At 68.2% G+C, this 25,345-nt stretch carries 23 protein-coding genes and 1 pseudogene; 8 read left to right on the top strand and 16 right to left on the bottom strand.

All coding sequences use genetic code 11. The annotated features are described in order from the left end of the window. The 5 genes and pseudogenes from groL to AB1346_06895 form a co-directional block, all read right to left on the bottom strand. Positions 1–1,436: chaperonin GroEL (groL, locus tag AB1346_06915; GenBank protein MEW6720161.1), on the bottom strand; the 1,436-nt coding region annotated here is incomplete at its 3' end. Between the two features lie 15 nt (positions 1,437–1,451). Beyond that, the gene (gene groES, locus AB1346_06910) at positions 1,452–1,742 is read right to left on the bottom strand and encodes a co-chaperone GroES (protein MEW6720160.1); all 291 of its coding nucleotides are present in this window, start codon (positions 1,740–1,742) and stop codon (positions 1,452–1,454) included. Between the two features lie 141 nt (positions 1,743–1,883). Then, positions 1,884–2,456, bottom strand: a pseudogene (locus AB1346_06905) (DUF507 family protein). Next, positions 2,453–3,493, bottom strand: a complete 1,041-nt coding sequence (locus AB1346_06900; protein ID MEW6720159.1) for an MTAP family purine nucleoside phosphorylase — start codon at positions 3,491–3,493, stop codon at positions 2,453–2,455. Before AB1346_06900 ends, AB1346_06905 begins: the two are co-directional and overlap by 4 nt. Beyond that, positions 3,382–4,071, bottom strand: coding sequence for an outer membrane beta-barrel protein (locus AB1346_06895; protein ID MEW6720158.1), 690 nt, complete (start codon positions 4,069–4,071; stop codon positions 3,382–3,384). The genes AB1346_06900 and AB1346_06895 overlap by 112 nt, the downstream gene beginning before the upstream one ends. A gap of 96 nt (positions 4,072–4,167) precedes the next feature. On the opposite strand from AB1346_06895, the gene aroF reads away from it, so the two are divergent. The 5 genes from aroF to AB1346_06870 all read left to right on the top strand — a co-directional run bounded on the left by aroF (position 4,168) and on the right by AB1346_06870 (position 11,064). Next, positions 4,168–5,187 carry a 3-deoxy-7-phosphoheptulonate synthase gene (gene aroF / locus AB1346_06890; GenBank protein MEW6720157.1) on the top strand — a complete coding sequence of 340 codons (1,020 nt, stop codon included), beginning with the start codon at positions 4,168–4,170 and terminating at the stop codon, positions 5,185–5,187. Positions 5,188–5,273: 86 nt separating this feature from the next. After that, the gene (locus AB1346_06885) at positions 5,274–7,478 is read left to right on the top strand and encodes a PBP1A family penicillin-binding protein (GenBank protein ID MEW6720156.1); all 2,205 of its coding nucleotides are present in this window, start codon (positions 5,274–5,276) and stop codon (positions 7,476–7,478) included. Between the two features lie 25 nt (positions 7,479–7,503). Next, the gene (ileS, locus tag AB1346_06880) at positions 7,504–10,293 is read left to right on the top strand and encodes an isoleucine--tRNA ligase (GenBank protein ID MEW6720155.1); all 2,790 of its coding nucleotides are present in this window, start codon (positions 7,504–7,506) and stop codon (positions 10,291–10,293) included. After that, positions 10,290–10,778, top strand: a complete 489-nt coding sequence (gene lspA, locus AB1346_06875) for a signal peptidase II (GenBank protein MEW6720154.1) — start codon at positions 10,290–10,292, stop codon at positions 10,776–10,778. The genes ileS and lspA overlap by 4 nt, the downstream gene beginning before the upstream one ends. Positions 10,779–10,896: 118 nt before the next feature. Beyond that, positions 10,897–11,064, top strand: coding sequence for a hypothetical protein (locus AB1346_06870; GenBank protein ID MEW6720153.1), 168 nt, complete (start codon positions 10,897–10,899; stop codon positions 11,062–11,064). 355 nt (positions 11,065–11,419) lie between these two features. On the opposite strand, the gene AB1346_06865 is transcribed toward AB1346_06870, so the two are convergent. The 5 genes from AB1346_06865 to AB1346_06845 form a co-directional block, all read right to left on the bottom strand. After that, positions 11,420–12,874 carry a hypothetical protein gene (locus tag AB1346_06865; GenBank protein ID MEW6720152.1) on the bottom strand — a complete coding sequence of 485 codons (1,455 nt, stop codon included), beginning with the start codon at positions 12,872–12,874 and terminating at the stop codon, positions 11,420–11,422. 155 nt (positions 12,875–13,029) lie between these two features. Then, positions 13,030–14,442 (bottom strand): type I glutamate--ammonia ligase, encoded by a 1,413-nt coding sequence (glnA, locus tag AB1346_06860; GenBank protein ID MEW6720151.1) that lies wholly within the window; start codon positions 14,440–14,442, stop codon positions 13,030–13,032. Positions 14,443–14,490: 48 nt separating this feature from the next. Continuing rightward, positions 14,491–14,829, bottom strand: coding sequence for a P-II family nitrogen regulator (locus AB1346_06855; GenBank protein MEW6720150.1), 339 nt, complete (start codon positions 14,827–14,829; stop codon positions 14,491–14,493). Positions 14,830–15,017: 188 nt separating this feature from the next. Next, positions 15,018–15,635: a glycerol-3-phosphate 1-O-acyltransferase PlsY gene (gene plsY, locus AB1346_06850; protein ID MEW6720149.1), complete on the bottom strand. Its 618-nt coding sequence runs from the start codon at positions 15,633–15,635 to the stop codon at positions 15,018–15,020. A 6-nt stretch (positions 15,636–15,641) separates the two neighbouring features. Beyond that, positions 15,642–16,967, bottom strand: a complete 1,326-nt coding sequence (locus AB1346_06845) for a malic enzyme-like NAD(P)-binding protein (protein MEW6720148.1) — start codon at positions 16,965–16,967, stop codon at positions 15,642–15,644. 103 nt (positions 16,968–17,070) lie between these two features. Here AB1346_06845 and AB1346_06840 point away from each other — a divergent pair, with 103 nt between their 5' ends. Beyond that, positions 17,071–18,225, top strand: a complete 1,155-nt coding sequence (locus AB1346_06840; GenBank protein ID MEW6720147.1) for an inositol-3-phosphate synthase — start codon at positions 17,071–17,073, stop codon at positions 18,223–18,225. On the opposite strand, the gene AB1346_06835 is transcribed toward AB1346_06840, so the two are convergent. Genes AB1346_06835 through AB1346_06825 form a run of 3 tightly spaced genes read right to left on the bottom strand, consistent with a single transcriptional unit; the run spans position 18,152 to position 20,960 of the window. Beyond that, positions 18,152–19,330, bottom strand: coding sequence for a glycosyltransferase (locus AB1346_06835; GenBank protein MEW6720146.1), 1,179 nt, complete (start codon positions 19,328–19,330; stop codon positions 18,152–18,154). The two genes, AB1346_06840 and AB1346_06835, sit on opposite strands and share 74 nt — an antisense overlap. Beyond that, positions 19,327–20,310, bottom strand: coding sequence for a GNAT family N-acetyltransferase (locus tag AB1346_06830; protein MEW6720145.1), 984 nt, complete (start codon positions 20,308–20,310; stop codon positions 19,327–19,329). The genes AB1346_06835 and AB1346_06830 overlap by 4 nt, the downstream gene beginning before the upstream one ends. Continuing rightward, complete coding sequence (locus AB1346_06825; GenBank protein ID MEW6720144.1) at positions 20,307–20,960, bottom strand: hypothetical protein; 654 nt, start codon at positions 20,958–20,960, stop codon at positions 20,307–20,309. Before AB1346_06825 ends, AB1346_06830 begins: the two co-directional genes overlap by 4 nt. A 187-nt stretch (positions 20,961–21,147) precedes the next feature. On the opposite strand from AB1346_06825, the gene AB1346_06820 reads away from it, so the two are divergent. Both AB1346_06820 and hisC read left to right on the top strand, forming a co-directional pair. After that, positions 21,148–22,347 carry a pyridoxal phosphate-dependent aminotransferase gene (locus tag AB1346_06820; protein MEW6720143.1) on the top strand — a complete coding sequence of 400 codons (1,200 nt, stop codon included), beginning with the start codon at positions 21,148–21,150 and terminating at the stop codon, positions 22,345–22,347. Next, positions 22,344–23,390, top strand: coding sequence for a histidinol-phosphate transaminase (hisC, locus tag AB1346_06815; protein ID MEW6720142.1), 1,047 nt, complete (start codon positions 22,344–22,346; stop codon positions 23,388–23,390). Before AB1346_06820 ends, hisC begins: the two co-directional genes overlap by 4 nt. 5 nt (positions 23,391–23,395) lie before the next feature. Here the strand turns inward: hisC and AB1346_06810 are convergent, their stop codons facing one another. From AB1346_06810 to AB1346_06800, 3 genes are all read right to left on the bottom strand, one after another. Continuing rightward, positions 23,396–24,340, bottom strand: coding sequence for a hypothetical protein (locus tag AB1346_06810; protein ID MEW6720141.1), 945 nt, complete (start codon positions 24,338–24,340; stop codon positions 23,396–23,398). A 27-nt stretch (positions 24,341–24,367) separates the two neighbouring features. After that, positions 24,368–24,736, bottom strand: a complete 369-nt coding sequence (locus AB1346_06805) for a metallopeptidase family protein (protein MEW6720140.1) — start codon at positions 24,734–24,736, stop codon at positions 24,368–24,370. A gap of 34 nt (positions 24,737–24,770) precedes the next feature. Continuing rightward, positions 24,771–25,345, bottom strand: a 575-nt coding sequence (locus AB1346_06800) for a hypothetical protein (GenBank protein ID MEW6720139.1), incomplete at its 5' end; no start/stop codon positions are given.

The raw sequence follows: 25,345 nt of genomic DNA, 5'->3' as shown, positions 1-25,345 counted from the left end.
CCCGCGTTGTAGCCGAAGTTCCCCTTGCCGCTCTTGATCTTGTCGACGATGACGCCGCCGTCCTGGCCGGCGTTGATCGCGATCTGCTTGGCCGGCTCGTACAGCGACTTCTTCACGATATCCACGCCCGCCTGCTGGTCGTGCTCCATCTTCAGGCCGTCCAGGGCGCCCGCCGCCCGGATATAGGCGACGCCGCCGCCGGGAACGATCCCTTCCTCGACCGCCGCGCGGGTAGCATGCAGCGCGTCCTCGACCCGGGCCTTCTTCTCCTTCATCTCGCTCTCGGTGGCCGCGCCGACGTTGATCACCGCCACGCCGCCGACGAGCTTCGCCAGCCGCTCCTGGAGCTTTTCCTTGTCGTACTCGGAGGTGCTCTCCTCGATCTGCGCCCGGATCTGCTTCACGCGGGCCTCGATGTCGGCCTTCTTGCCGGCCCCGTCGATGACCGTGGAGTTCTCCTTGTCGATGACCACCCGCTTGGCGCGGCCCAGGTCGGCCAGGGTGACCGCCTCGAGCTTGATCCCCATCTCCTCGGCGATCGACTTCCCGCCGGTGAGGGTCGCGATGTCCTCGAGCATCGCCTTCCGCCGGTCCCCGAAGCCGGGGGCCTTCACGGCGGCCGCGTTCAGCGTCCCGCGGAGCTTGTTCACGACGAGAGTGGCCAGCGCCTCGCCCTCGACGTCTTCCGCCACGATCAGCAGCGGCTTGCCGCTGCGGGCGATCTGCTCGAGCAGCGGGAGCAGGTCCTTCATGTTTCCGATCTTCTTCTCATGGACCAGGATGTAGGGCTCTTCGAGAACGACTTCCATCCGCTCGGGGTCCGTGACGAAGTAGGGGGAGAGATATCCGCGGTCGAACTGCATCCCCTCGACGATCTCCAGGGTGGTCTCCATCCCCTTGGCTTCCTCGACGGTGATGACGCCTTCCTTGCCGACCTTGGCCATCGCCTCGGAGATGATGTTGCCGATCGTCTCGTCGTTGTTGGCGGAGATGGTGCCGACCTGGGCGATCTCCTTGGGGTCCTTGGTCTGCTTGGACATCTTCTTGAGCTCGGCGGCGACCGTCTCGACCGCCTTGTCGATCCCGCGCTTGAGGTCCATCGGGTTGTAGCCGGCGGCGACCAGCTTCGCCCCTTCCGCGTAGATCTTCTGGGCCAGGACGGTGGCGGTGGTGGTCCCGTCGCCGGCGACGTCGCTCGTCTTCGAGGCGACCTCCTTCACCATCTGCGCGCCCATGTTCTCGAACTTGTCGGCCACCTCGACTTCCTTGGCGACCGTGACGCCGTCCTTGGTGACCAGCGGGGAGCCGAAGGACTTGTCGAGGATCACGTTGCGGCCCCGGGGGCCGAGGGTCACCTTGACCGCGTCGGCCAGTATGTCGACGCCCACCTTGATCTTGGCGCGGGCTTCCTCGCTGAACTTGAGAACTTTCGCCATCTCTGCCTTCCTCCCTTACTTCGTAATGACGGCGAGGATATCGTCCTCGCGCATGATCAGGTGCTCCACGCCCTCGACCTTGATCTCCGTGCCGGAATATTTCCCGAACAGGATCCGGTCGCCCACCTTCACCTCGCACTCCACCCGGGTGCCGTTATCCGTCACTTTGCCGGGGCCCACCGCGACCACCAGCCCCTCCTGCGGCTTCTCCTTGGCGCTGTCGGGGATGATGATCCCGCCCCGGGTCTTGTTCTCCTCCTCGACCCGCTTGATCAGAATCCTGTCCTGCAACGGCTTCACTTTCATGCTGCCTCCTCCTCCCGATCTGGAATATGTCTGCGGCTTCTACGGCGTCGGCTGTTAGCACTCGCAAACGAAGAGTGCTAACAGCGAATATACGAAGGTCCGGAACCGATGTCAAGAGGGGGTGCGGATCTTATGGGGATGTCAGAGCTTGCGGCGCGACATTTCCTCTTCGAGGTACTTCCGGTACAGGATGTCCCACTCCCGCCCGCCCTCGGGGACTCGCCGGGAAAGGCGGGAGATCTTCTCCCGCGCGACGGCGTCCGCCTCCTCCTCGGCCCGGGCGTACGCCGCCAGGAGCGCTTTCGCCTCGCGGTGCGCCGCCGCGTCGTCCGGGAATTCCGCCGCCTTTTCCCTGACGAGGACATTGCGCACGAGGTGGGACAGGTGGGAGATCCGGGCTTCGGTCAGGCGCATGTTCCGCTCCTTGGGAGGCTACAGGACGATGCCCCGCTCGCGGGCGAGGCGCTCCTTGATCTTCTGGAACAGGATCCGGGTGTTGGCCTCCCCCGCGCCCGCAGCGCCGAGGTGCCGGTCGAGCAGCTCCCCCGCCTCGCGGTCGAGCTCTTCCTCCCGCTGGAGGTCCCTTCGGAACTCCGCGGCCATCCGGGCCACGAGAGCGTCGTCGGGCTCCTTCGCGCGGACCAGCCCCTTCGCCTTCCAGCGCGCAAGGATCGCCGCGCAGATGCGGCGGACCTGTTCCTCCGTCAGCTTCACCCGTTCCTCCCCTTCCTGCCGGCGCCGCCGACCCACTCGCGGAAATCGGGGCCGATGACGCCCTTCCGGCGGTATCTTTCCATCGATACCGCGCAGGGGCAATCCCTTTCCGCTCCCTCGAGGGCGGCCGCGGCGGCGACCGCGATCGACGGGATCGCGTTCTTTGCGGCCTCCACGGCCCCCGCCTCCGCGGGCGGGAGCATCCCCTCGAACAGGGCGCCCCGGCGGTACGGCAGTCTCCGGACCCCCTCCGCGTAGTTCGTGACATATGCCACCGGCGCGTAGCAGATCTCCAGCTCCCGCGCAAGGAACGCCTCGGGGCAAAGGGTCATCCCGACCAGCTCCGCGCCCGCCGATGCAAGGAAGCGGATCTCGGCGGCGGTCTCGAGCCGCGGCCCCTCGGTGCACGCGTACGTCCCGCCGAAGCGCAGGCGGCCCGCCCCGCCCCGCGTCCCGCGGGGGCCGGCGGCGTCGCGCAGGGCGCCGCGCAGCGTCTCGCAGAACACGGGATGCTGCCGGACGAAGCCGATCCCCTTCCCCTCGTAGAATGTCGAGGGCCGGCATCGCGTGAAATCGAGGAGGCCGTCGGGAAGGACCAGGTCTCCCGGGCGATACTTCCGGGATATCGCTCCCGGCCCCGTCCAGGCGACGATCCGCTCCACCCCCAGCAGCTTCGCCGCATAGATGTTCGCCCGGTAGTTCACCCAGGGGGCGGCGGTCTCGTAGCCGCGCTCCCCGTGGCGCGAGAGGAACAGGAACCGGAAGCCGTCCTTGCGATGGTGGTGGATCGGGGCGGAAACGCCGAACGGCGTCCGGACGCGCCGGGAGGAGATGCGCTCGCCAAGCGCCCCCGGCGGGAGGGCGTAGGCCCCGGATCCTCCGAGGAGGAGGATCCGGGGCGCGTCCTCATGCGCGCCGGATCGCTTCAGAAGGAGACCCGGACGCCGAAGTTGGCCGTCCAGCCGCCCACCTCGATGTTTCTTTCGGAAAAGACGCCGGTCGCGGTGTTGAACGAATCGAACGTCGCGTCGACCCAATGGTACTTCCCCTCGAAGTTCAGCGCGATCCGCGGGTTGAGCCAGAAATCCGCGCCGATGGAGACGTATCCCCCGAATTCGGCGCTGTCGTCGTCGATGCCGAAAAACGCGTCCTGGAGGCTCACCATGTACAGCCCGACGCCCGCCCCGAAGTACGGCTCCACGAAGGGATTCGGGACGATGAGACGCCCGCCGATCGTGATCGGGACCACGGTGACCTCGCTCGCTCCCAGTTCCGCGCCGAATCCGCCGAACGTCCCCTCTACGGCGAACACCGGAGACACCCGGGAGCCGATCCCGATGTCGAAGGCGCCGCCCGTGTCGTATCCCCTCAACCCGTTGAAGTCGTTGTTGGGATCGAAAATGCCGAAATGCGCGAAGAAATACGGTTCACCATGCTGCGCGTGGCGCGGGGGGCGAGGCGCTTCCGCCCGGTACGCCGGCGGGGGCGGCTCCTGCCGATACTGGGCAGGGGGCCGGTAGTCCCGCTCGTACCGGTCGTATTCCGCCGCGAACGCCGATGCCGAAAGACCTGCGACCGCGATCACCGCCATGACGACCGCCAACCGCTTCCTCATGTAGACCTCCTTCCCCCGGCGCGCCGGGGCTCACGAACGAGGATATAATGGGAAATCTCTTCAGACAACTATACGAATCCTCCGGGGGAGATATTCATGATCATCGTCATGAAGCAGGGCGCGGCGAAGAAGGACGGCCGCGCCGTCATCGCGCGGATACGGGAGCTGGGCTACACGCCGCACCCGATCTACGGGAAGGAACGCACCGTCATCGGCGCCATCGGCGACGAACGCGGCAAGTTCGTGCTCCAGTCGCTCGAGTCCCTTCCCGGAGTGGAGCGTGTCGTCCCGATCCTGAAGCCGTACAAGCTCGCCAGCCGGGAAGTCAAGCCGGAGCGGACGGTCGTCAAGATCGCGCCGGGCGTCACCGTCGGCGGGGAGCGCGTCCTGGTCATCGCGGGCCCCTGCTCCGTGGAGAGCGAGCAGCAGATGATCGCCACGGCCATGGCGGTGAAGGAGGCGGGCGCCCACGCGTTGCGCGGCGGCGCGTGGAAGCCGCGCACCTCCCCGTACGCCTTCCAGGGGCTGGAGCTAAAGGGGCTCAAGATGCTCCGGAAGGCCGGCGACCGCGCGGGGATGCCGGTGGTCACCGAGGTGATGAACCCCGAGGACGCGGAGACGATCGCCGAATACTCCGACGTGGTCCAGGTGGGCGCGCGCAACGTCCAGAACTTCACCCTCCTCAAGCGGGTCGGGAAGTCGAAGCGGCCGATCCTGCTGAAGCGGGGGATGATGACCACGATCACCGAGTTCCTGATGAGCGCGGAGTACTGCCTCTCCGAGGGGAGCCGCCAGGTCATCCTCTGCGAGCGCGGGATCCGGACCTTCGAGGACTCCACCCGGAACACGCTCGACCTCTCCGCGATCCCCGTGCTGCGGGAGCGCACGCACCTCCCGGTCGTCGTCGACCCCTCGCACGCCACTGGCGTCGCGGCCTACGTCCCGTCGATGGCGTGCGCCGCGGTCGCCGCGGGCGCCGACGGCCTGATGATCGAGGTGCACCCCACTCCGGAGAAGGCGCTCTCCGACGGGCCGCAGTCGCTAACCTTCGAGAAGTTCGCGGAGATGATGACGGCGATCCGGCCGTTCGTCCGGGCGGCGGGCAGGGCGCTCTGATCCGGAAGCTCATCCTCCCGCTTTTCGCCGCGGCGCTGCTCATCCACGGCGGCTGGCTCTACTACAAGGTCGGCCGGGGAGTCACGGTGGAGGCCGGCGACGTCCCCTCGATCGTTTACGGCCGCCCCACGGAGATCCGCCCGGGGGACCACCTCGGGAATCTCCGGTTCGAGGAGCGGCTGCGGCGGCTCTCCTACCGGAAGGTATCCGGGAAGCCGTCCCGCCCCGGGACCTGGTCCGAGGAGGCGGGGAAGATCCGGATCGTCACCCGCGGCTACCGGATCGGGGAGGTCCCCGTCGGCGACGGGTACGCGGAGCTGGAAGTCCGCGACGGCAGGGTGATGTCGATCGCCTCGCGGGTGGGGAACCCGCTCCCTTCCGCGCGCCTCGAGCCGGAGGAGGTCTCCCGGATCTTCGGCCCCCGGATGGAGTCGCGGCGGCCGATCCCCCTCGACGCCATCCCCCGCAATCTGCAAAACGCCGTGATCGCCGCCGAGGACGCGCGCTTCCACTCCCACAAAGGCATCGACTTCTTCGGCATCGGGCGGGCGGCGGTCGCCAACCTCCGGGAGCGCCGGTTCGCGCAGGGCGGATCGACGATCACCCAGCAGGTCGCGAAGAACTTCTTCCTCTCCCCGAAGAAGACCATCGGGCGGAAGCTGCGCGAGGCGGAGCTCGCCATCGTCCTCGAGCTGCGGTTCACGAAGCCGCAGATCCTGGAGCTGTACCTGAACAAGATCTACTTCGGGCAGGACGGGCCGCTCGGCATCTTCGGCATCGAGGAGGCGGCCGGCTTCTACTTCTCGAAGCGCGCGGAGGAGCTCACCCTCGCGGAATCGGCGCTGCTGGCCGGGCTCATCCGCTCCCCGAACCGGTACTCCCCCCTGCGGGACCCCCGCGCGGCGAAGGAGCGGCGCAACGCGGTGCTCTCCCGGATGGCGCAGCTCGGGACGATCGGCGAGGCCGAGCGCCGCAGGGCGTCCGCCGCCCCGCTGGGGACCCGGCCGCGGCGCATCAACGGCCGCCTGGCGTCGTACTTCACGGACCACATCCAGCGGGTCACCGAGGACGAGTTGGGGGACGAGAAGCTGTACCGCGCGGGGTACCGCTTCTACACGACGCTCGACACGGTCCTCCAGGCCGCCGCGGAGGACGCCGTCGCGCGGGGGCTGGCCGAGATCGGGCGGCAGGAAGGGCCTTCGGGGGAGCCGCTGCAGGCGGCGCTGGTTGCGGTGGACCCCGCGACCGGGGAGATGACCGCGATGGTCGGCGGGCGGGCTTACGGCGAGACGCAGTTCAACCGCGCCGCGCAGGCGATGCGCCAGCCCGGGAGCGCGTTCAAGCCGTTCGTCCTCCTGGCGGCGCTGTCGGAAGCTGCCCGCGGGCGGGGGGACACGACGCTGGCGACGACCGTCTCCGGCGCGCCGATCTCGTTCGACACCCCGCAGGGGCTGTGGACCCCCGCGAACTTCGACGGGAAAGCGTACGGCGACCTCACCGTGCGGACCGCCATCGAGAACTCGGTGAACACCGCCACCGTGCGGCTGGCGAGGGACGTCGGGCTGAACGCGGTAGAGGAGACCGCGAGGGCCGCCGGCATCGCGAGCCGCCTCTCCCCCGTCCCCTCGATGGCGCTGGGCAGCTTCGAGGTCACCCCGGTGGAGCTCGCCTACGCGTACGCGACCATCGCCTCCCTCGGGACGCGCCACGACCCGTTCCCGCTGTACTCCGTCGTCGCCGCCGACGGGGAGTTCCTCGCGGAGAGGAAGGCGCGGGCGGAGCGGGCGGTCGACCCGCGCGCGGCGTTTCTGACCGCGTACGCGCTGGAGGGGACGCTGGAGCGCGGCACCGCCCGGGCGGCCGCGGAGATGGGGGTCCGCTTCCCGGCGTCGGGGAAGACCGGGACCACGGACGGGAACCGGGACTCCTGGTTCGCGGGCTTCACCCCCGGCCTGGTCTGCGTCGTGTGGGTGGGATACGACTCCGGCGCCGACACCGGGCTGACCGGCGCCCGCGGGGCGCTCCGCATCTGGGCCCGCTTCCTCCAGGCCGCCTACTCCCACGCCGGGCCGCCCGCCTTCGTCCCGCCGGAGGGAGTGGAGTTCGCGGAGATCGACCCCGCGTCGGGACGCCTCGCCACGGGCAACTGCCCCCAGATCCTCCGGGAAGCGTTCCTCGCCGGGACGGCGCCGACGGAACCGTGCCCTCTCCATCCCGCCAACGCCGTCGTGGACACCCTCCGCAAGGGGATCCGCGGCTTCGGGGATTACATCCGGAACCTGTTCAAGTAATCGGAAGGCATGATATAAAACCCCGATGGACTACAAAAACACTCTGAACCTGCCCCAGACCGATTTCCCGATGCGCGCGAACCTCGCCCAGCGGGAGCCCGAGATGCTTGCCCGGTGGGAGTCCCCGGACCTCTACCGGTTGATGCTGGAGCGCCGGAAGGGGCGCCCCACCTTCGTACTGCACGACGGCCCCCCCTACGCCAACGGGCACACGCACATCGGCCACGCGCTGAACAAGATCCTCAAGGACATCATCGTCAAGCACCGGTCGATGACGGGGCATCTCTGCGTGTACATCCCGGGGTGGGACTGCCACGGGCTGCCGATCGAGCACCAGGTGGACAAGACGCTCGGGGCGAAGAAGGAAACGCTCCCGACGGCCGTGAAGCGGCGGCTCTGCCGCGAGTACGCCGCGAAGTTCATCGACATCCAGCGCGCCGAGTTCAAGCGGCTCGGCGTCCTCGGGGACTGGGAGAACCCGTACCGGACGATGACCTTCGACTACGAGGCGCGGATCCTGCGCGAGCTGGGCCGGTTCGTCGAGACCGGGGCCGTGTACCAGGGGACGAAGCCGGTCTACTGGTGCATGACCTGCAGGACCGCGCTGGCCGAGGCGGAGGTCGAGTACGCGGACCACACCTCCCACTCCATCCACGTGAAGTTCCCCTTCGTCGACCCGCCGGAGAAGATCCACCCGTCGCTGGCGGGGAAGAAAGTCTTCTTCGTCATCTGGACGACCACGCCGTGGACCATCCCGTCCAACCTGGCCGTCGCCCTCCATCCCGATTACGACTACGCGGCGCTGGCATCCGGAGATGAGGTCTACGTGGTGGCCGACGGACTGGCGGAGCGGTTCGCCGCGGAGACGGGGCTTACAGCGCCCGAAAAGATCGCAGTGTTCCGCGCGGAGCATCTGCAGCGGCTGCGCTGCCGCCACCCCTTCGCCGGCCGCGACTCGATCCTCGTCCTGGCCGACTACGTGACGCTCGACGCGGGGACCGGCTGCGTCCACACCGCCCCGGGGCACGGGCGGGAGGACTACGAAACAGGGCTGAAGTACGGCCTGCCCGCCTACGCGCCGCTCGACGACGACGGCCGCTTCACGAAGGACGTACCGTTCTTCGCCGGGAAGCAGGTGTTCGAGGCGAACCCGCTGGTGAACGAGAAGCTCGCCGAGGCCGGCGCGCTGATGCATCTGGGGAAGGTCACCCACTCCTATCCCCACTGCTGGCGCTGCAAGCAGCCCGTCATCTTCCGGGCCACGAAGCAGTGGTTCATCTCGATGGACAACACGAAGCTGCGGGAGAAGACGCTCGCGGAGATCCGGAAGGTGCGGTGGATCCCGTCGTGGGGGCAGGAGCGGATCGAGGGGATGATCGCCAACCGCCCCGACTGGTGCATCTCGCGCCAGCGCGCCTGGGGCGTTCCGATCGCCTCCTTCCAGTGCGAGGGGTGCGGGCGCCAGCTCCTGGACCGCGCGCTCATCGACCGCGTGGCGGACTTCTTCGAGAAGGAGGGGGCGGACGCGTGGTTCGAGCGGGACGCGGCCGAGCTGCTTCCCCCCGGCGCGAAGTGCCCCTCCTGCGGGGAAGGGAAGTTCCGCAAGGAGACCGACATCCTCGACGTGTGGTTCGACTCGGGCGTCTCCTACGCCGCCGTGTGCGAGGGGAAGGAGGACCGCGGCCTCGGCATCCCGGTGGACCTCTACCTCGAGGGGTCCGACCAGCACCGCGGCTGGTTCCACTCCTCCATCCTGGCCGCCGTGGGGACGCGCGGCTTCGCGCCGTACCGCGAGGTGCTCACGCACGGGTTCGTGGTCGACGGCAAGGGCGAGGCGATGCACAAGTCCAGGGGGAACGTGATCCCCCCCGAGGAGATCATCAAGAAGCACGGCGCCGAGCTTCTGCGCCTCTGGGTCGCCGCGGCGGACTACCGGGACGACATCCGCCTGTCGAAGGACATCCTCGACCGGCTGACGGAGGCGTACCGGAAGATCCGCAACACGGTCCGCTACCTGCTCTCCAACCTGAGCGACTTCACGCCCGGCTGGCAGTCGGTCCCCGTGGAGCGGATGGAGGAGATGGACCGGTACGCCCTCGTGCTGTTCGAACGGCTGGCGGCGAAGGTTCGCAAGGCGTATGAAGACTACGAGTTCCACATCGTCTTCCACGCGGTGAACGACTTCTGCTCCGTAGACCTGTCCGCCTTCTACCTGAACGTCCTGAAGGACCGGATGTACTGCTCTCCGCCGGACTCCCCCGCCCGCCGGTCCGCGCAGACGGCGGTGTTCGAGATCGCCCGGGGGCTGCTGACGCTGGTCGCGCCCGTCCTGTCGTTCACGGCCGACGAGGCGTGGGGATACCTGCCCAAGCACCTGGGGCAGACGGAAAGCGTGTTCCTGGCCGACCTGCCGGAGCCGCGCGAGATCCCGGACGCCGACGCGATCGCCGCGCGGTGGGAGCGGATCCTCGCGCTGCGCGCCGAGGCCGCCCAGCCGCTGGAGGCCGCCCGCAAGGAGAAGGTCATCGGCAGCGACCAGGACGCGCTTGTCACGATCGCGCCGGGCCCCTTCGCGGAGCTGCTAAGGGACCACCTGCGCTCCGTCCGCGAGGTCCTCACCGTGTCCGGCATCGAGACCGGCGACCCGTCCGGGCCGGGAGTCTACGAAAGCACCGCGTACCCGGGACTCCGGATCAAGGTGGAGAAGGCGCCGTGGGCCAAGTGCGAACGGTGCTGGAACCACGCCCCGGAAGTGGGGACCCTTCCCGCGACCCCCGACCTGTGCGGGCGCTGCGCGGCGGCCGTGGAAAAATGAAGGGGCCGCTGCTGACGGCCGCCCTGCTGGCGGCCGCCGACCAGGCGACGAAGGCGTGGGTCGTCATCGCCCTCCCGCCGTACCTTCCGCGCGAGGTCGTGCCCGGACTGCTCGACCTGGTTTACGTCCGCAACACGGGAGTGGCCTTCAGCCTGCTGGCGGGGCTCGGCGGCGGGTGGGTGAAGCCGCTTTTGATCGCCGCGACGCTGGCCGCGATGGCCGCGCTGCTCTTCTACCTGTGGCGGCTACCCCGGAAAGGCGCCGCCCCGTACGCCGTCGGCCTGGTCCTCGGAGGGGCCGCCGGCAACCTGGTCGACCGGGCGCGGCTGGGGTACGTGATCGATTTCATCGACCTCCATCTGCGCGGGTTCCACTGGCCGACGTTCAACGTCGCCGACATCGGTATCTCCGTCGGCGTCGCCCTCCTCATCGCGGACATGGTCTTCGTCAAAGATCTCCCACTCCCCGGCGGGAGGGAAGGGTAACGCTTCGTACCGGTCGAGCCGCTCGGCAATCACTCCCTTCTTCAATCCCTCCACGTACCTTTCATGCCCGTCCTGCTGCGGGTAATAGCGCAAGTGCCGCGTCTTGCGAAACATCGCCTTGAGCTCGCCCCTCAGCGGACAAGAGTACGAGATCCGGTACATGGTCCAGATTCCCGCCTTCCTGCGGGAGAGGATTCCGCACTCCTTCAAGACTTTGAGCTGGCGCTGCACGCAGTTCGGGTCCCGTTCGATCGTTCGGGCGATCATCCGCCCGTGCAGTTCCTGAGAGGGAAAATCGAAGAACATCGCCAGCGTCGAGTAGAGCGTGGAGGATGCGAACAGGCGCGCGGGCATGCACCGGACGGATGCAATCCGTGGGCCGAGGGGCGAACGGCAATTTTCAGGAATTGATGGCGGTTTGCAGGGTCACCCCTATACCCCCTGGAATCTGTAGCCTCAAAGGCTACAAGCAGGCGGAACCTCACTTGAGGCCTACAGAATGGATGCATGGGGAGGGCGATCTTCCTGCTGCGCGGCGACTGGAAGGAACGACGATCGAATATTTTTTGGGATCCCGGAGCGATTGTAGTCTCAAAGGCCCCGGATTTCAGAAGGTACACCCTCCACATACAGCCCCCTGCTCAAGGGAGCGCGCCGCCCACGACCATCCGGACGGCGTGGTTGCCGTAATCGGCGATGTAGGCGTTTCCGCGGGAATCGACCGCGACCGCGCGCGGATCGTAGAGCTGCGCGGCCGTCGCGGGACCGCCGTCGCCGGAGAAACCAGGGTTTCCCGTCCCCGCGAAGACCCGAACACTATTCTGCGCATCGATGTGGAGTATCCGGTTGGATGCCGTTTCGACGAAAAAGATCTTGCCGGTAATCGGATTATAATCGACGATGCGCGGTCGCACAGGTGCCATTGCGAGGGGGGCGATCCCTTCCGAGAAGGGGGCGCCGCCGGGGTCGGCGACCAGGTCGTAGACCATCCCGTCCGCAAGGGAGACGCGCATGATCCGGTTGTTCTCGGTGTCCGCGAACAGCACGGAGAATGATTGCGGGTCGTATACGACGCCGGACGGGCCGTTGATCGGGTAGTGGAGCCGGTCGTACGGGGAGGCCGTCCCGAGCGGGGTGCCGTCCGCCACGAAGTCGGATTTCGCTGTTTGGAACAGATGGTAGACCCGCCTGTCGATGTAATTCACGAAATAGAGGAGGTCGTCGTTCGCCACGGCCAGATTCGGGCGGGCAGAGGGATTGTATATCCCGTTGTCGTAGGGGATCGCGAAAACGACACCGGCGGAGACCTTGACGACCTGGTTCCAGTAATTGAACAGATAGATGTTGCCGGAGGGATCGATATCGATGTCCGCGACGGAGCCGATCGGGGAGGAGGAGGCGGGGGCGCCAAGGGCGATCGTGCCGTGGGTGCCGTCGCCCGCGAAGTTCGAGACGTAGCCGTACCGGTCGATCCGCTTCACCTTTCCGTACGTGGAAGAGGAAACGTAGAGCGCGCCGTCGGGGCCCGTCTTCACGGAGCACGGGTTGCCGAGGAGCGCCTCGTTGTCGAGGCCGCCGTCGCCGGTATCGCCCATGGTGCCCGCGCCGCCCGAGGGAGGCGCGCCGCAGACGGTCACGATCGTCCCCCTGGCGTGCATCGCGACCGGCACCGTCTTCGCCTCGCCCGGGGCGAGGACGATGCCGCGGGCCCATCCCCTGCCGAGCAGCGGGGCGTTCGTGCCGAGAGTGGACGCGGTGTTGTCGTACTCGTCCACCTCGACGGAGATCCGCTCGCCCGGGGGGACGTTGGGGATCACGCCGCGACCCTCGGAGCGGTAGAACCACGCCTCGATCGGAGCGAAATGCGGGCCGAGCACGCGGATCAGGATCCGGTTCGAGGGATCGAGGGTGTATGCCGGTGACGGGGAAGACGGTAGGCCGGCCGCGGCGGGGGTGATCCCCGAAGCCGCCGCGTTGCCGGAGGCCGCCGCGTTGTCGGAAGGGTACGACAGCGACACGGAGACCGTGCCGTCGGACCACATTGCGGAGCAGCCGCAGACGGTCGCCGCGAGGAGCAGCGCAAGGAGCGGCGCCAAGAGCGGCGGGAAGGTTATTCGCGGATAAGAACGGATCTCGGCATCCCCCGGGGCGGAATCTTCCCTATGATACCCGGATCGGGGGCGCGCACAAGGGAAAGGGGCCCCGGGATCCCGGAGCCCCTTTCCGCACAGCGGCGCGAAGGCGTTTCCGATCAGCAGTCGAAGTAGAGGAAGAACTCGTGCGGATGCGGCCGCAGCTTCACCGGATTGACTTCGGCCTCCATCTTGTACTCGATCCACTTCTCGATGACGTCGATGGTGAAGACGTCGCCCTTGAGCAGGAAGTCGTGGTCCGCCTCCAGCTCCTTGAGCGCCTCCTCGAGCGATCCCGGCGTCGTCGGGACCTTGGACAGCTCCTCCGGAGACAGCGCGTAGATGTCCTTGTCGAGCGGCTGCCCCGGGTCGATCTTGTTCTGGACGCCGTCCAGCCCCGCCATGAGCTGCGCGGCGAAGGAGAGGTAGCCGTTGCAGGACGGGTCGGGGGTGCGGAACTCGAGCCGCTTCGCCTTCGGGGAGGCGGAGTACATCGGGATCCGGACCGAAGCGGAGCGGTTCCGGCTGGAGTACGCCAGGTTGACCGGCGCCTCGAAGCCGGGGACGAGCCGCTTGTAGGAGTTCATCGTCGGGTTGCTGAAGGCGCACAGCGTCTTCGCGTGCTTCAGGATGCCGCCGATGTACCACAGCGCCATCTTGGAGAGGCCGCCGTACTCCTCGCCGGCGAAGAGCGGCTTGCCGCCCTTCCAGAGCGACTGGTGCGTGTGCATCCCGGAACCGTTGTCGGCGAAGAGCGGCTTCGGCATGAAGGTGGCGGTCTTGCCGGCACGGCGGGCGACGTTCTTCACGATGTACTTGTACCACTGCAGGGCGTCGGCGACCTTCACCAGCGTGTCGAACCGCAGGTCGATCTCGGCCTGGCCGGCGGTGGCCACCTCGTGGTGCTGCGCCTCGATCTTCAGCCCCACCTGCGACATCACGCGGACCATCTCGTCGCGAAGGTCATGCTGGGAGTCGGTGGGCGGCACGGGGAAGTACCCTTCCTTGTGGCGCGGCTTGTAACCCAGGTTCGGCTTCTCGTCCCGGCCGCTGTTCCAGGTCCCTTCATCGGAGTCGATGTAGTAGTAGCCGTAGTTGGAACCGGTGGCGTAGCGGATGTCGTCGAAGATGAAGAACTCCGCCTCGGGGCCGAAGAACGCCGTGTCGGCGATCCCGGTGGACTTGAGGTACGCCTCCGCCTTCCGCGCGATGTTGCGCGGGTCGCGGGTGTAGTTCTCCTTGGTGATCGGATCGACGATGTTGCAGATCAGGGAAAGGGTCGGCCGCTTGATGAACGGGTCCATGACCGCCGTGTCCGCCTCGGGGATGACCAGCATGTCGGAGGCGTGGATCGGCTGCCAGCCGCGGATCGACGAGCCGTCGAAGCCGAACCCTTCCTCGAAACTGTCCTCGCTGAGCTCGTACACGGGCACGGCGAAGTGCTGCCAGGTCCCGATGAAGTCCATGAACTTCAGGTCCACCATCTCGACGTTGTTGCTCTTGGCGAACGCCAAGGCTTCCTTCGCATTCATTGCGCTTCCTCCTGGATATTTTGTGGAACCCCGATGATTCCGGAACGGTCAGAAGGCGTCGTGGCCGCGCTCCCCCGTGCGGATCCGGACGACCTCCTCGACGTTCATGACGAAGATCTTCCCGTCCCCGATGCGCCCGGTGCGGGCCGTCTTCTCCACGACCTCAACCACCTGCGCGACGAGGTCGTCGGGGACGATGATCTCGATCTTGATCTTCGGAAGAAAATCCACGACGTACTCGGCGCCGCGGTACAGCTCGGTGTGCCCCTTCTGGCGGCCGAACCCCTTGACCTCCGTCACCGTCATCCCCTGGATGCCGATGTCGTTGAGGGATTCCTTCACCTCGTCGAGCTTGAACGGCTTGATGATGGCCTCGATCTTTTTCATGGATTCACCTCCCTCCCGTTACCCATGGAGCAACGGGCGTGCCAATGCCGGGCATGGGGCGGAAGGCGCGGAGCGCGTAACGGAATCCGTTGGAACGACGCCAGGATATGCGGAAGAAAGGGCTTCGGCCGACGGAGCGCGTTCCCCGACCGCCGGGGGAGAATGCCCGATTCACGATCAGCGCGTGCCTATTTCTTAGGCACTCCGAACTTCGGCTCCTCTCCTGCGAGGAGGCGGTGGATGTTCTGCCGGTGGGTGTAGAACACCAGGAACGCGATCAGCAGCGACAGGTTCAGGTAGGAACGCGGCCCTTCGAGGACCGCCATCGTGACCGGGAGCCCGACGGCGGCGCAGAGCGAGCCGAGCGACACGTACCGCGTGAAGTAGACCACCGCTCCGAAAAGGACCAGCAGCACGAACACCGTCACGGGGGAGAGGAACGCCACGACCCCCAGCGCGGTCGCCACCCCTTTCCCTCCCTTGAAGCGCAGCCAGACCGGGAAGATGTGCCCGAGGAAGACGGCCCCCCCCGCGAGGGCGAGCCAGCCATGGGCGGATTCCCCCATCGCGAACTGCACCAGCGCGAGGGCGAGCACGGCCTTGCCCGCGTCGAGCAAAAGCGTCAGGGCGCCCGCGCCCTTGCCGACGGCGCGCGCCACGTTCGTCGCCCCGATGTTGCCCGAGCCGGTCTTCCGGATGTCGACCCCCCGGTCGAAGAACCGGGCCACGACCAGGCCGAACGGGACGGACCCGAGGAGGTACGCGACGATCGCCAGGAGGATTCCGCGGATCACCGACGGGTCCATGGGGACTTACGGCTCTTCGGTCTCTTCCGTGCGGGGCGCGGCGACTCCGGTCTCGAAGGCGACGCGCCGGACCGCGTCCGCCACGGCGGCGTGCATGTCGCGGTCGAGGATGGAGGGGAGCAGCTCCCCCTTGGGGGTGCATGACTTGATGGCCTTCGCGGCCGCGTACAGCATCCGGTTGTTGATCCGGGTGGCCCTCGCATCGAGCGCGCCGCGGAACACGCCGGGGAACGCCAGCGCGTTGTTGACGCTGCGGCCGTCCATGGCGAAGGAAGCCCCCGCGCCGCGCGCGTCGTCGACCGTGATCTCGGGATTGGGATTGGACAGGGCGAGGATCACCTGCCCCTTGCGGACCATTTCCTTCCTGATGAGCCCGGCCTTGCCCGTCGTGGCGATGACGATGTCGGAGCCGGACATGACCTCCTCGAGCGAGCCGCCCTTGCCGCCCTGTTTCGCGAAGATCTCCAGCGCTCCGGGATTGATGTCGTTCCCCAGCAGCTTCCGCACGCCGTAGGCCTTCAGCAGCTTGGCGATCCCGATGCCGGCGGCGCCCAGGCCGATGAGGCCGATCGCGTCGTCCTTCACCTTCACCCCGACCTGGTCCGCGATGTTGAACAGCACCGCGAGGACGACGACGGAGGTGCCGTGCTGGTCGTCGTGGAGGACGGGGATCTCGAGCATCGAGGAGAGGCGGTCTTCCACCAGGAAGCATTCGGGCGCCTTGATGTCCTCGATCTGGACCGCCCCGAAGGTGGGCGCGATCGCCGCGACGGTGCGGACGATCTCCTCGGGGTCCTTCGAGCGGAGGAGGATCGGGACGCCGTTGACCCCCACCAGCGACTCGAAGAGCGCCGCCTTCCCTTCCATCACCGGCATGCCCGCGACGGGGCCGATGTCCCCCAGGCCTAAGATCGCCGTGCCGTTCGTGACGATCGCCACGGTGTTGTAGATGGAGGTGTACCTGTGCGCCAGGGCGGGGTCGGCCTCGATGAGCTTGCAGACCTTGGCCACCCCCGGCGTGTAGATCTTGCGGACGGTGGAGATGCTGTCGAGCTTCACCCGCGAGCGGACGCCGATCTTGCCGCCGCGGTGCAGCTCGAGCACGGGGTCGATGACTTCCGAGACGATGACGCCTTCGACCTTCCCCAGCTCCTCCTGAACCTTTCGGAACTGCGCCTCGTTGTCGGCGAAGATCGTGACGTCGCGGGTGTTGTATTCGTTGCCGAACTGGACGAGCTTGATGTCCGCGAGGGAGGCCCCCACGTTGCCGATCGCGGAGGCGAACTTGCCGAAATACCCGGGCTTATCGAGGATCATGACCCGGAGAGTCATGACGACCTTGTCGATGCCCTTCTCGATCTGCATTGAAAAATGATAATATTTCTGAATCATTAGTGTCAATCACGCATCTGATATCCGCGGAGATGATGGAACCATGGGAAAGATCCGTATCGCGATCGCCGGGGTGGGAAACTGCTGCAGCGCGCTGCTGCAGGGGATCGAATACTATCGGAACGGCGGCCCGCGGCCGCCCGATGCGTTCGTCGCGGGGCTGATGAGCCCGGACGTCGGCGGGTACCTGCCGGGCGACGTCGAAGTCGCGGCGGCGTTCGACATCGACCGCCGGAAGGTCGGGAGTCCGGTATACAAAGCGATCTTCTCGCCTCCGAACTGCACGAAGCGGTTCGTGGAAAAGATGCCCGAAGGCGGGCCGGTCGTCCGGATGGGTCCCGTCCTCGACGGCGTCGCCCGCCACATGGCCGACTACCCCGACGACAAGACGTTCCTGCCCTCCTCCGAAAGCCCCTGCGACGTGGAGCGCGTTCTGCGCGACTCGGGCGCCGAGATCCTCGTGAACTACCTTCCGGTGGGGTCCGGGGCGGCGACCCGCCACTACGCGGAGGCGTGCCTGCGCGCGGGCGTCAGCCTCGTCAACTGCATCCCCGTCTTCATCGCGTCCGATCCGGAATGGGCCGAGCGGTTCCGCCGGGCCCGCATCCCGATCATCGGCGACGACGTGAAGTCTCAACTCGGGGCGACGATCGTCCACCGGGAGCTGTCGCGCCTGTTCTCGGAACGCGGCGTCCGCATCCGGAGGACGTACCAGCTCAACACGGGGGGGAACACCGACTTCCTGAACATGCTGAGCCGCAGCCGCCTCGAATCGAAGAAGATCTCCAAGACCGAGGCGGTGACCAGCGCCCTTTCCCACGGGATCGAGCCGGACGACGTGCACATCGGTCCTTCCGACTACGTCCCCTGGCAGAAGGACAACAAGCTCTGTTTCCTGAGGATCGAGGGGGAGGGTTTCGGGGGGCTGCCGATCGAGGTGGAGCTGCGCCTCTCGGTGACCGATTCGCCGAACAGCGCGGGCGTGGGGATCGACGCGATCCGCTACTGCCGCCTGGGGCGCGACATGGGGCTCTCGGGGCCCATGCCCGCCCCGTCCGCCTATTTCATGAAGCACCCGCCGGCGCAGCACTCCGAAGACGACGCGCGCCGGGAGCTCGAGGAGATCATCGCCGATTACCGGACGTGGAAACGGACGCGAGAAGCTCCGCCCACGCCCCCGTGCACCTCGCCCACGTGAACGGGTCCGCGATCCTCGGCCCGCCGACGGACAGCCGGGCCCGGAGCGACGGATCGGCAAGGAGGGAGAGCATCGCCCCGGCGAGTCCCTCCGGATCGCCCGGCGGGTAGGCCAGCCCGCCTCCCTCCGCCCGGACCTTGTCCCCCCAGTACGTCCCTTCCGGCACGATCACCGGGACGGCGGCGGACAGCGCCTCGAGCGGGACCAGCCCGAACGACTCGTACAGCGACGGGCAGATCACCGCGTCCGCGGCCGAGTACAGCATCGCCATGCTGTCGTGCGGCACCGGGCCGAACCGGACGACCCGCTCCTCCGGCGGCCCCGCCCCCGCCTCCATGCCCGCGACCACCAGGGTCTGCCGCCCTTCCCGCCGCGACCGGACGGCGCGGAATGCCTCCAGAGCCGTGTCCAGGTTCTTCCCGGGATCGCCGCGCGCCGCGAACAGGAAAATCTCTCCGTCGGGCGGGAGCCCGAGAAACGACCGGGCGACCTCCCGGGGAACCGGGACCCGGAACCGCGTGTCGACTCCCGGAGGGATGACGACCGACTTCCCGGCCAGGCACGGGTAGATCCCTACGTTCCGATCCATGTCGTGCCCGGTGAAGAACACCACGCGGGAAACGTCGGAAGCCAGCGCCGACTCCGCCTCCCGGCGCACGGCGGCGAGCGGCGGCTCCGCGTCCCCTCCGGCCCGGGGCTTTCTCGCTTCCACCGTGTGGTAGGAGAGGACGATCGGGGCGTCGGAGAGTCTGCGGGCCGCCACGCCCGACATCCAGTAATGGGCCGACACGATGCCCGGGAGGATCCCCTCCCCGAGCAGCAGCAGGCGGCAGTTCCGGGTGAAGCGCTCGAGCGAGGCGTAGGCGCTTTCCCGCGTCGGGGAAGCGGCCCAGCGGCAGGGGACGTGGAAGATCCGCACTCCGGGGAACGGCGTCGTGATCTCGACGGTCGGCCCGGTGGCGCGCGTGACGACGTCGGTCGGCCACCCCGCCGCTCCCAGCCCGCGGAGCAGCCCCCGCAGGAAGATGTTCATCCCGCCGGCGAGCCCCTCGCCCGGCTCCTCGAGGGGGCAGGTGTGGTAGGAGACGAGCAGGTGCGTCGTCAAGCGGACACCGTGACGCGGTACACGATCCGGTCGATCCCTCCAAGGTCGTATTTGTAGCGCTCCGTGCCGCGCAGGAAATCGTATTCCCGGGCCCCTTCCGACGTCGCGTGCTCGATGCACCGGGCGAGGAGCACCAGCCCCGGGTGGGCCTCCCGCCGGGCCGGGTCGTATCCGGAATTGTAGAGCAGCACCGCGCCGTCGGTCCGGAACTGGAACACGGAGGCGATGTCCTCCTCCCCGCTCGAGAGGAAGGCCAGCCGCAGCGCGCCGGCGGAAAGGAACCCCTCCGCGATCTCCCGGAAGAAAGCCGCCATCCGCTCGTCCATGAACTTCTCCTTGTCGGGCTGGCTTTTCCGGTGGAGGGCGACGAAGGAGGCGATATCGCGCTCCAGCTCCGCGGGGTCGCGGGTCACGCGGAAGGAGATCCCCGGGAGGATCTCCCCGGCTCGACGCATCTTCCTCCGGAGCTCGTGCCGCTCCTTCGAACCGAGCCGGGAAAGATATTCATCGAATGTGCCGGAAAGCGGGACGTACGGCGCGCGGTCCATCTCCTCCACCCGGCAGGACAGTCCCGCCTCCCCGCACAACCGCGGGAGGTGCGAAAGGGTCGGGCTCCCCTCGATCAGGCCGGGAAAGAGCAGCGGGCCGCCTCCCAGCCCCGGAAGCCCCTTCGCCAGGAAATCGCGCCAGAACGCCTCCTCCCTCCCGGGAGCGACCAGCGCGTCGAGGTAGTCCGCCACCTGCTCGCCGCCGAGGAAGGACCACCCTCCGCCGCGCAGGCGGCAAAGGAAGAGCAACCCCTCGATCGGGGCGCCCGGATGCGGCCAGGCGAACGCGCGGGCGTCGCAATCCTTTCCGAAGGCGCGGTGCCAGGGGAGCAGGAATCTCGGGGACAGGAACGGGGACGGAGGCGCGAGCCGCGAGTGAAGGTCGTCCCACGCCTCCCGCGGGACCTCCGCGAGGCGAAGGAGGCCGGTCATTTCCGGTTCCCGTCGCCCCCCGCGCCGCCTTTCGGGAACGCCCCGGACGCGGCGCTCTGCCGGATCCCCCGGACGGCTTCCTCCGCCGCGGAATTGGCCGCCGTCAGGAGCGCGTGCTGGAGCTGCGACGGCAGCGCGAACAGCTCCTGCACCGTGGCCGCGCTCGACACCGTGGTCTCGTACGACGCGGGCATGCCGGTCCCGGAGACGTTGACCGTAACGGAAACGTTCGCCTCGTCGGACACCTTCATTATGTCCCCGCGGCGGACGTTCACCTCGAACCGGCGGATGGTCCCCGAGATCAAATACTGGACGTTGTCTGGAGGAGGGGCGCCCGCCTTCAAGCGGACCGTCGGGACGCCCTGCTCGGCCAGAGCCCCCGCCAGCAGGTCCGCCATCGTCCTGCCGGGATCGCCGTCCCAGACGACCTGGCGCACGCGGTCGAAATCGCGCCCGATCACGCCGGGTCCCTCGGCCGGCGCCGCGTATGAGAAGTCCAGGACGGCCATGCGGGGCGGCCCCTGCGGGAGCGGGCCGGAGAACGGAGGCCGCCCGATATCGCCCAAGATGCGGAGCTGGTTCGCGGGGCCGCAGGCCGGCAACAGCAACAGGCAGAAGAGCGACGAAAGCAGCCGGAAATCGCGCCTCACCTCTATTCCTCCAGGACGAGCCGCAGGGATGTGGGACGGGACGCGGCCGCCGATCCACTTTAAGACAAGCCGCGGGAGGATTCAACCCGGCCCGCATTTTCCGCCAGCCCCCTTGCCGCGCCGCGGGGAAGTGGCGTATCGTTACAATTTGTCGTTCGCGGCGCCAAGACGCGACTGGAGGACGGGAATGCCCGCTGCGCAGGAGATCCGGGAGGCGATCCTTCGGGGGTCGTGGATCCGTAGGATGTTCGAGGAGGGGGCCGCGCTGAAAGCGGCCCGCGGCGCCGACAACATCTTCGATTTCACTCTCGGCAACCCGTACGGGGGGCCGCCCCCCGCCGTGGCGGAGGAGCTGGCGCGCCTGGCCGCTTCCCCGCCTCCCGGCCTTCACATGTACATGCCGAACGCCGGCTTCCCGCAAGTCCGCGAGGCCGTGGCCCGCGACCTGTCGCGGCAAACGGGGCTCCCGTTCGCCGGGGAGACGGTGGCGATGACCGTGGGCGCCGCCGGTGCGATGGCCGCGGCGCTCCGCGCGCTGCTCTCCCCCGGCGACGAGGTGGCGATCCTCCGCCCCTATTTCGTGGAGTACCTCTTCTACGTGCGCAACGCGGGCGGCGTCCCCGTCGAGGTGGAGACCGACGCGCGGTTCCAGCTCGACCTCCGCGCGATCGAAGCGGCGCTGACCCCCAGGACCCGGGCGATCATCGTCAATACGCCCAACAACCCGACCGGCGCGGTCTATCCGGGAAAGGATCTCGCGGCGCTCGACGGGATCCTGGAGGCCGCGGGACGCCGGTTCGGGACGACGATCTACGCGATCTCGGACGAGCCGTACCGGAAGATCGTCTTCCGGGACGCGGCGTTCGCGCCGCCGGCCGTCCACCTGCGGAACGCCCTGATCTGCTATTCGTACTCCAAGGATCTGAACCTGCCGGGCGAGCGGATCGGCTACCTCGCCGTTTCGCCCCGCGCGGCGGACGCCGCGGAGGTCGCCGAAGCGTGCGTCTTCTGCAACCGCATCCTCGGCTTCGTGAACGCGCCGGCCCTCTTCCAGCTTCTCGTGGAGAGGTTCCAGGAGCAGCCCGCCGACGTCTCGGTGTACCAGGAGAACCGGGACATCCTGCTCGAGGCGTTCGCCCGGAACGGGATCGAATGCGTCCCGCCCGGCGGAGCCTTCTATCTCTTCCCGAAGACCCCGGCAGGGGCCGAGATGGAATTCGTGCACGGCGCGAAGGAGGAAGGGATCCTCATCGTCCCCGGAAGCGGGTTCGGGCGGGAAGGGCATGTCCGGGTCGCCATCTGCGTCTCCACCGACACGGTGCGGCGGTCGCTCCCCGCTTGGGACCGGCTGGGAGCGTGGTTCCGCGGAAAGGGAGGCAGGCCGTGACCGTCCCGTTCCGCCGGAACATCGCGCGCATGGAGGGATACGCCCCCGGAGAGCAGCCGCAGGAGCCGGGGTTCATCAAGCTGAACACGAACGAGAACCCGTATCCGCCCTCGCCGAAGGTCCGGGAGGCGATCCTCGCCGAGGCGGACGCCCGCCTGCGGCTCTATCCCGATCCCGACGCGACGCTGCTGCGGAGGCAGGCCTCCCTGACGTACGGGTTCGACATGCGGCAGATCATCGCCGGAAACGGATCGGACGACCTGCTGGCGATGATCGCGAAGGCGTTCATCGGCGAGAAGGACGCCCTCGCCTGCCCGTCGCCCACCTACACGCTCTACGACACCCTGGTGCGGATCCAGGGCGGGAAGGTCCTCCGCGTGCCGTATCCGGCCGACTACTCCCTGCCGCGGACGCTGGCCGCGAAGAAGGCGCGCGTGACCGTGGTGGCCAGCCCGAACTCCCCTTCCGGGACCTCCGTCCCCCGCGACGTCCTGGCCTCGCTGGCCGGCGCCGTCCCCGGCGTCCTCGTCATCGACGAGGCGTACGCCGACTTCGCCGACGAGACCGCCCTGCCGCTCGCGCGGGAGCGCGACAACGTGATCGTTCTGCGGACATTCTCGAAGTCGTTCTCCCTGGCGGGGATGCGGATCGGCCTGGGATTCGCCCACCCGCGGATCGTCGAGGGGCTGAACAAGGTCAAGGACTCGTACAACCTGAGCCGGGTCGCGATCGCGGCGGGGGCGGCGGCGCTCGCGGACATCGGGTGGATGGAGCGAAACGCGGCGAAGATCCGCGCGACCCGCGAATCCCTTCTCCGGGCCCTGCCGTCGGTGGGATACGAGCCGTACCCGTCCCGGAGCAACTTCGTCCTCGCGCGGAGGATCCGCGGCGGCCCGGCCCGGCCAGCCTACGAGGCGTTGAAGAAGCGGAAGATCCTCGTGCGGTATTTCGACACCCCGCGCCTGGCGGACTGCCTCCGCATCACCGTCGGGACCGATGAAGAGATCTCGGCGCTCCTCGAAGCGATGAAGCGGCTGCGGTAAATCCCCTACAGGGTCACCTCCCAGTTCCTCCCGCCTTCCCGGTTCCTCCAGCGGACCGCGTACCCGCCGGACGGAAGGCGGACGACCGCCTGGAAGCAGTGCTCCACCCGGCTTCCCGACGGCCCGAACACGTACGCCTCGAACACCCGCGGCGCGCGGAGCCGGGAAAGGGCTTCGAGCCGCTCCGACCGCCACGCGTCGATGTCCTCCTCGAAGCTCTCCCGGCCCGCCGAAAGCGGCCCGGCCGGGAATCCCTTGGCCTCCATCGGTGACACGTTCATCGCCCGCCACGCGGGATCGCCCCAGAGCAGCCGCGCGGACACGATGTCGCCCTCCGCGTCCGCGAGCGTGATGCGGGCGCACGCGATCTTGTCGCTGCGCAGGGAGCCGTCCTCCGACACATGGTAGAGGAAATACGGCATCGGGCGCTCCTTCAGGACGGAGAGCGCCTCGGGGATCTCGACGACCGGCGGGGGGCCGTTCCCCGCTTCGACCGCGGCGCGGCACAGCGAGGGGGCCGGCTTCTTCCGCATCGCGCCGTACCCGTACGGGATCCTCCCCGGCCGCTCCCCGCCGGCGACCGGGAGGACCAGGCGGAAGTAGCCGCGCCCCTCCGCGGGGACGAGGTTCCCGCCCCCCTCCTCGGGGATGCGGAACAGGTCGGCGATCAGTTCGTCGGAAGGGACCGAAACGGCGTAGGAGGGGGAATACCATTCCGCGCCGTCGCGCACCGCGGAGAACCGGTAGCGGACGGAAACGGATCCGCCGCCGGGAGGCTCGGGAATCCGCACATGGGCCGCGCGCCGGCCGGGTTCCGCCGTCTCGGCCGCCACCCGGATCATCCTTTCGGGCGCCCCGGCCCCGGCCCATTCCGGAACCACCTCGGCATGGAGGAACACGATCTCCGGACGGTCGGCGCCATCGCGGTATTCCCGTCTCAAGAGGAACATTCCGGACCTCCTTCGTCGGCGGGTTGTCTACCTGTATCCCAGTCGGGTCAGCTCCTCTTCATCCATTCCGAAGTAGTGGCCGATCTCGTGGAGCAGCGTGACCCGGATCTCCCGCGAGAGCTCCGCGGGATCCGGGAAATCCTCCTCGAGAGGGCCCCGGTAGATCGATATCCTGTCCGGAAGGCTGCCGGAATCCTGGATCGACCGCTCCGGAAGCGGCACGCCGTGGTAGTAGCCGTAGAGCGTGTCCTCCGGCGGAATGTCCAGTTCGTCGAGCAGCCAGTCGGGGGGCCACTCCTCGACGACCACCGCAACGTTCGTCAGGGCGTCGCGGAACTCGGGAGGGAGCTCCGCCAACGCCCGGCGGAGCGCCCGATCGAACCCGGATTTCCCCATGAAAGGATTCTACCGCAACTCGAATGCTTCGGCGCTACCGGGCTTGCTTTCCCCGCATCGCCGAAAAAAAGGCGGCCCATTTCTCGAGATTGGGCGAGACCTCCCGTTCGAGGAGCTCCCCCATGCGCGGCCAGTCCTCCGACTTGTGGGCGGCGAGCAGCCGCTGAAGGATTTCGGTCGTCTCCGCAGGCGGCTCCGGGAGGGAGGCCGCGCCGCCGGTCTCCGGCAGACGGAACGCGCCGGTCCGCACGCCGTTGAACACCGCCCCGGCGAGCTGGAAGAATGTCCCGAGCGACTCGACGCACGAGATGTAGAGGGACGTCGCAGCGGAGACGTCGTTCGCCCGGAGGGAGGCGAGGACGTTCGCGATGTCGTGGCGGAGCGCCCCGGACAGGTGGATCGCGCCGTCGAGCGCCTCCCCGAGGAGCTCCCCCGAGGTCGTCGTCTCCACGCGGAGCTCGCCGGCATCGCAGACCGGGCGGTCGGCCATCTCCCGCTCGGCCCGCGTGGAGACCTCCTTCCCGTCGAGCTCGACCCGGTGGACGATCCGCCCCCCGGCCCCCGCGCGGCGGCCCCCCGCCACCAGGACCGCCCCCACCGAGCCCAGGG

The sequence above is a fragment of the Thermodesulfobacteriota bacterium genome (genome assembly GCA_040758155.1).
In the GTDB taxonomy this organism is placed as follows: domain Bacteria; phylum Desulfobacterota; class Deferrimicrobia; order Deferrimicrobiales; family Deferrimicrobiaceae; genus UBA2219.
The sequence above is the reverse complement of the archived record's forward strand: the minus strand, read 5'-3'. Positions and strand labels throughout refer to the sequence as shown.

What these genes read in the sequence shown, in the direction of transcription:
- groES (MEW6720160.1), bottom strand. Translation starts at nt 1,742, where the DNA reads ATGAAAGTGAAGCCGTTGCAGGACAGGATTCTGATCAAGCGGGTCGAG.
- AB1346_06895 (MEW6720158.1), bottom strand. Translation starts at nt 4,071, where the DNA reads ATGAGGAAGCGGTTGGCGGTCGTCATGGCGGTGATCGCGGTCGCAGGT.
- aroF (MEW6720157.1), top strand. Translation starts at nt 4,168, where the DNA reads ATGATCATCGTCATGAAGCAGGGCGCGGCGAAGAAGGACGGCCGCGCC.
- ileS (MEW6720155.1), top strand. Translation starts at nt 7,504, where the DNA reads ATGGACTACAAAAACACTCTGAACCTGCCCCAGACCGATTTCCCGATG.
- lspA (MEW6720154.1), top strand. Translation starts at nt 10,290, where the DNA reads ATGAAGGGGCCGCTGCTGACGGCCGCCCTGCTGGCGGCCGCCGACCAG.
- glnA (MEW6720151.1), bottom strand. Translation starts at nt 14,442, where the DNA reads ATGAATGCGAAGGAAGCCTTGGCGTTCGCCAAGAGCAACAACGTCGAG.
- AB1346_06855 (MEW6720150.1), bottom strand. Translation starts at nt 14,829, where the DNA reads ATGAAAAAGATCGAGGCCATCATCAAGCCGTTCAAGCTCGACGAGGTG.
- plsY (MEW6720149.1), bottom strand. Translation starts at nt 15,635, where the DNA reads ATGGACCCGTCGGTGATCCGCGGAATCCTCCTGGCGATCGTCGCGTAC.
- AB1346_06845 (MEW6720148.1), bottom strand. Translation starts at nt 16,967, where the DNA reads ATGACTCTCCGGGTCATGATCCTCGATAAGCCCGGGTATTTCGGCAAG.
- AB1346_06840 (MEW6720147.1), top strand. Translation starts at nt 17,071, where the DNA reads ATGGGAAAGATCCGTATCGCGATCGCCGGGGTGGGAAACTGCTGCAGC.
- AB1346_06830 (MEW6720145.1), bottom strand. Translation starts at nt 20,310, where the DNA reads ATGACCGGCCTCCTTCGCCTCGCGGAGGTCCCGCGGGAGGCGTGGGAC.
- AB1346_06820 (MEW6720143.1), top strand. Translation starts at nt 21,148, where the DNA reads ATGCCCGCTGCGCAGGAGATCCGGGAGGCGATCCTTCGGGGGTCGTGG.
- AB1346_06810 (MEW6720141.1), bottom strand. Translation starts at nt 24,340, where the DNA reads ATGTTCCTCTTGAGACGGGAATACCGCGATGGCGCCGACCGTCCGGAG.
- AB1346_06805 (MEW6720140.1), bottom strand. Translation starts at nt 24,736, where the DNA reads ATGGGGAAATCCGGGTTCGATCGGGCGCTCCGCCGGGCGTTGGCGGAG.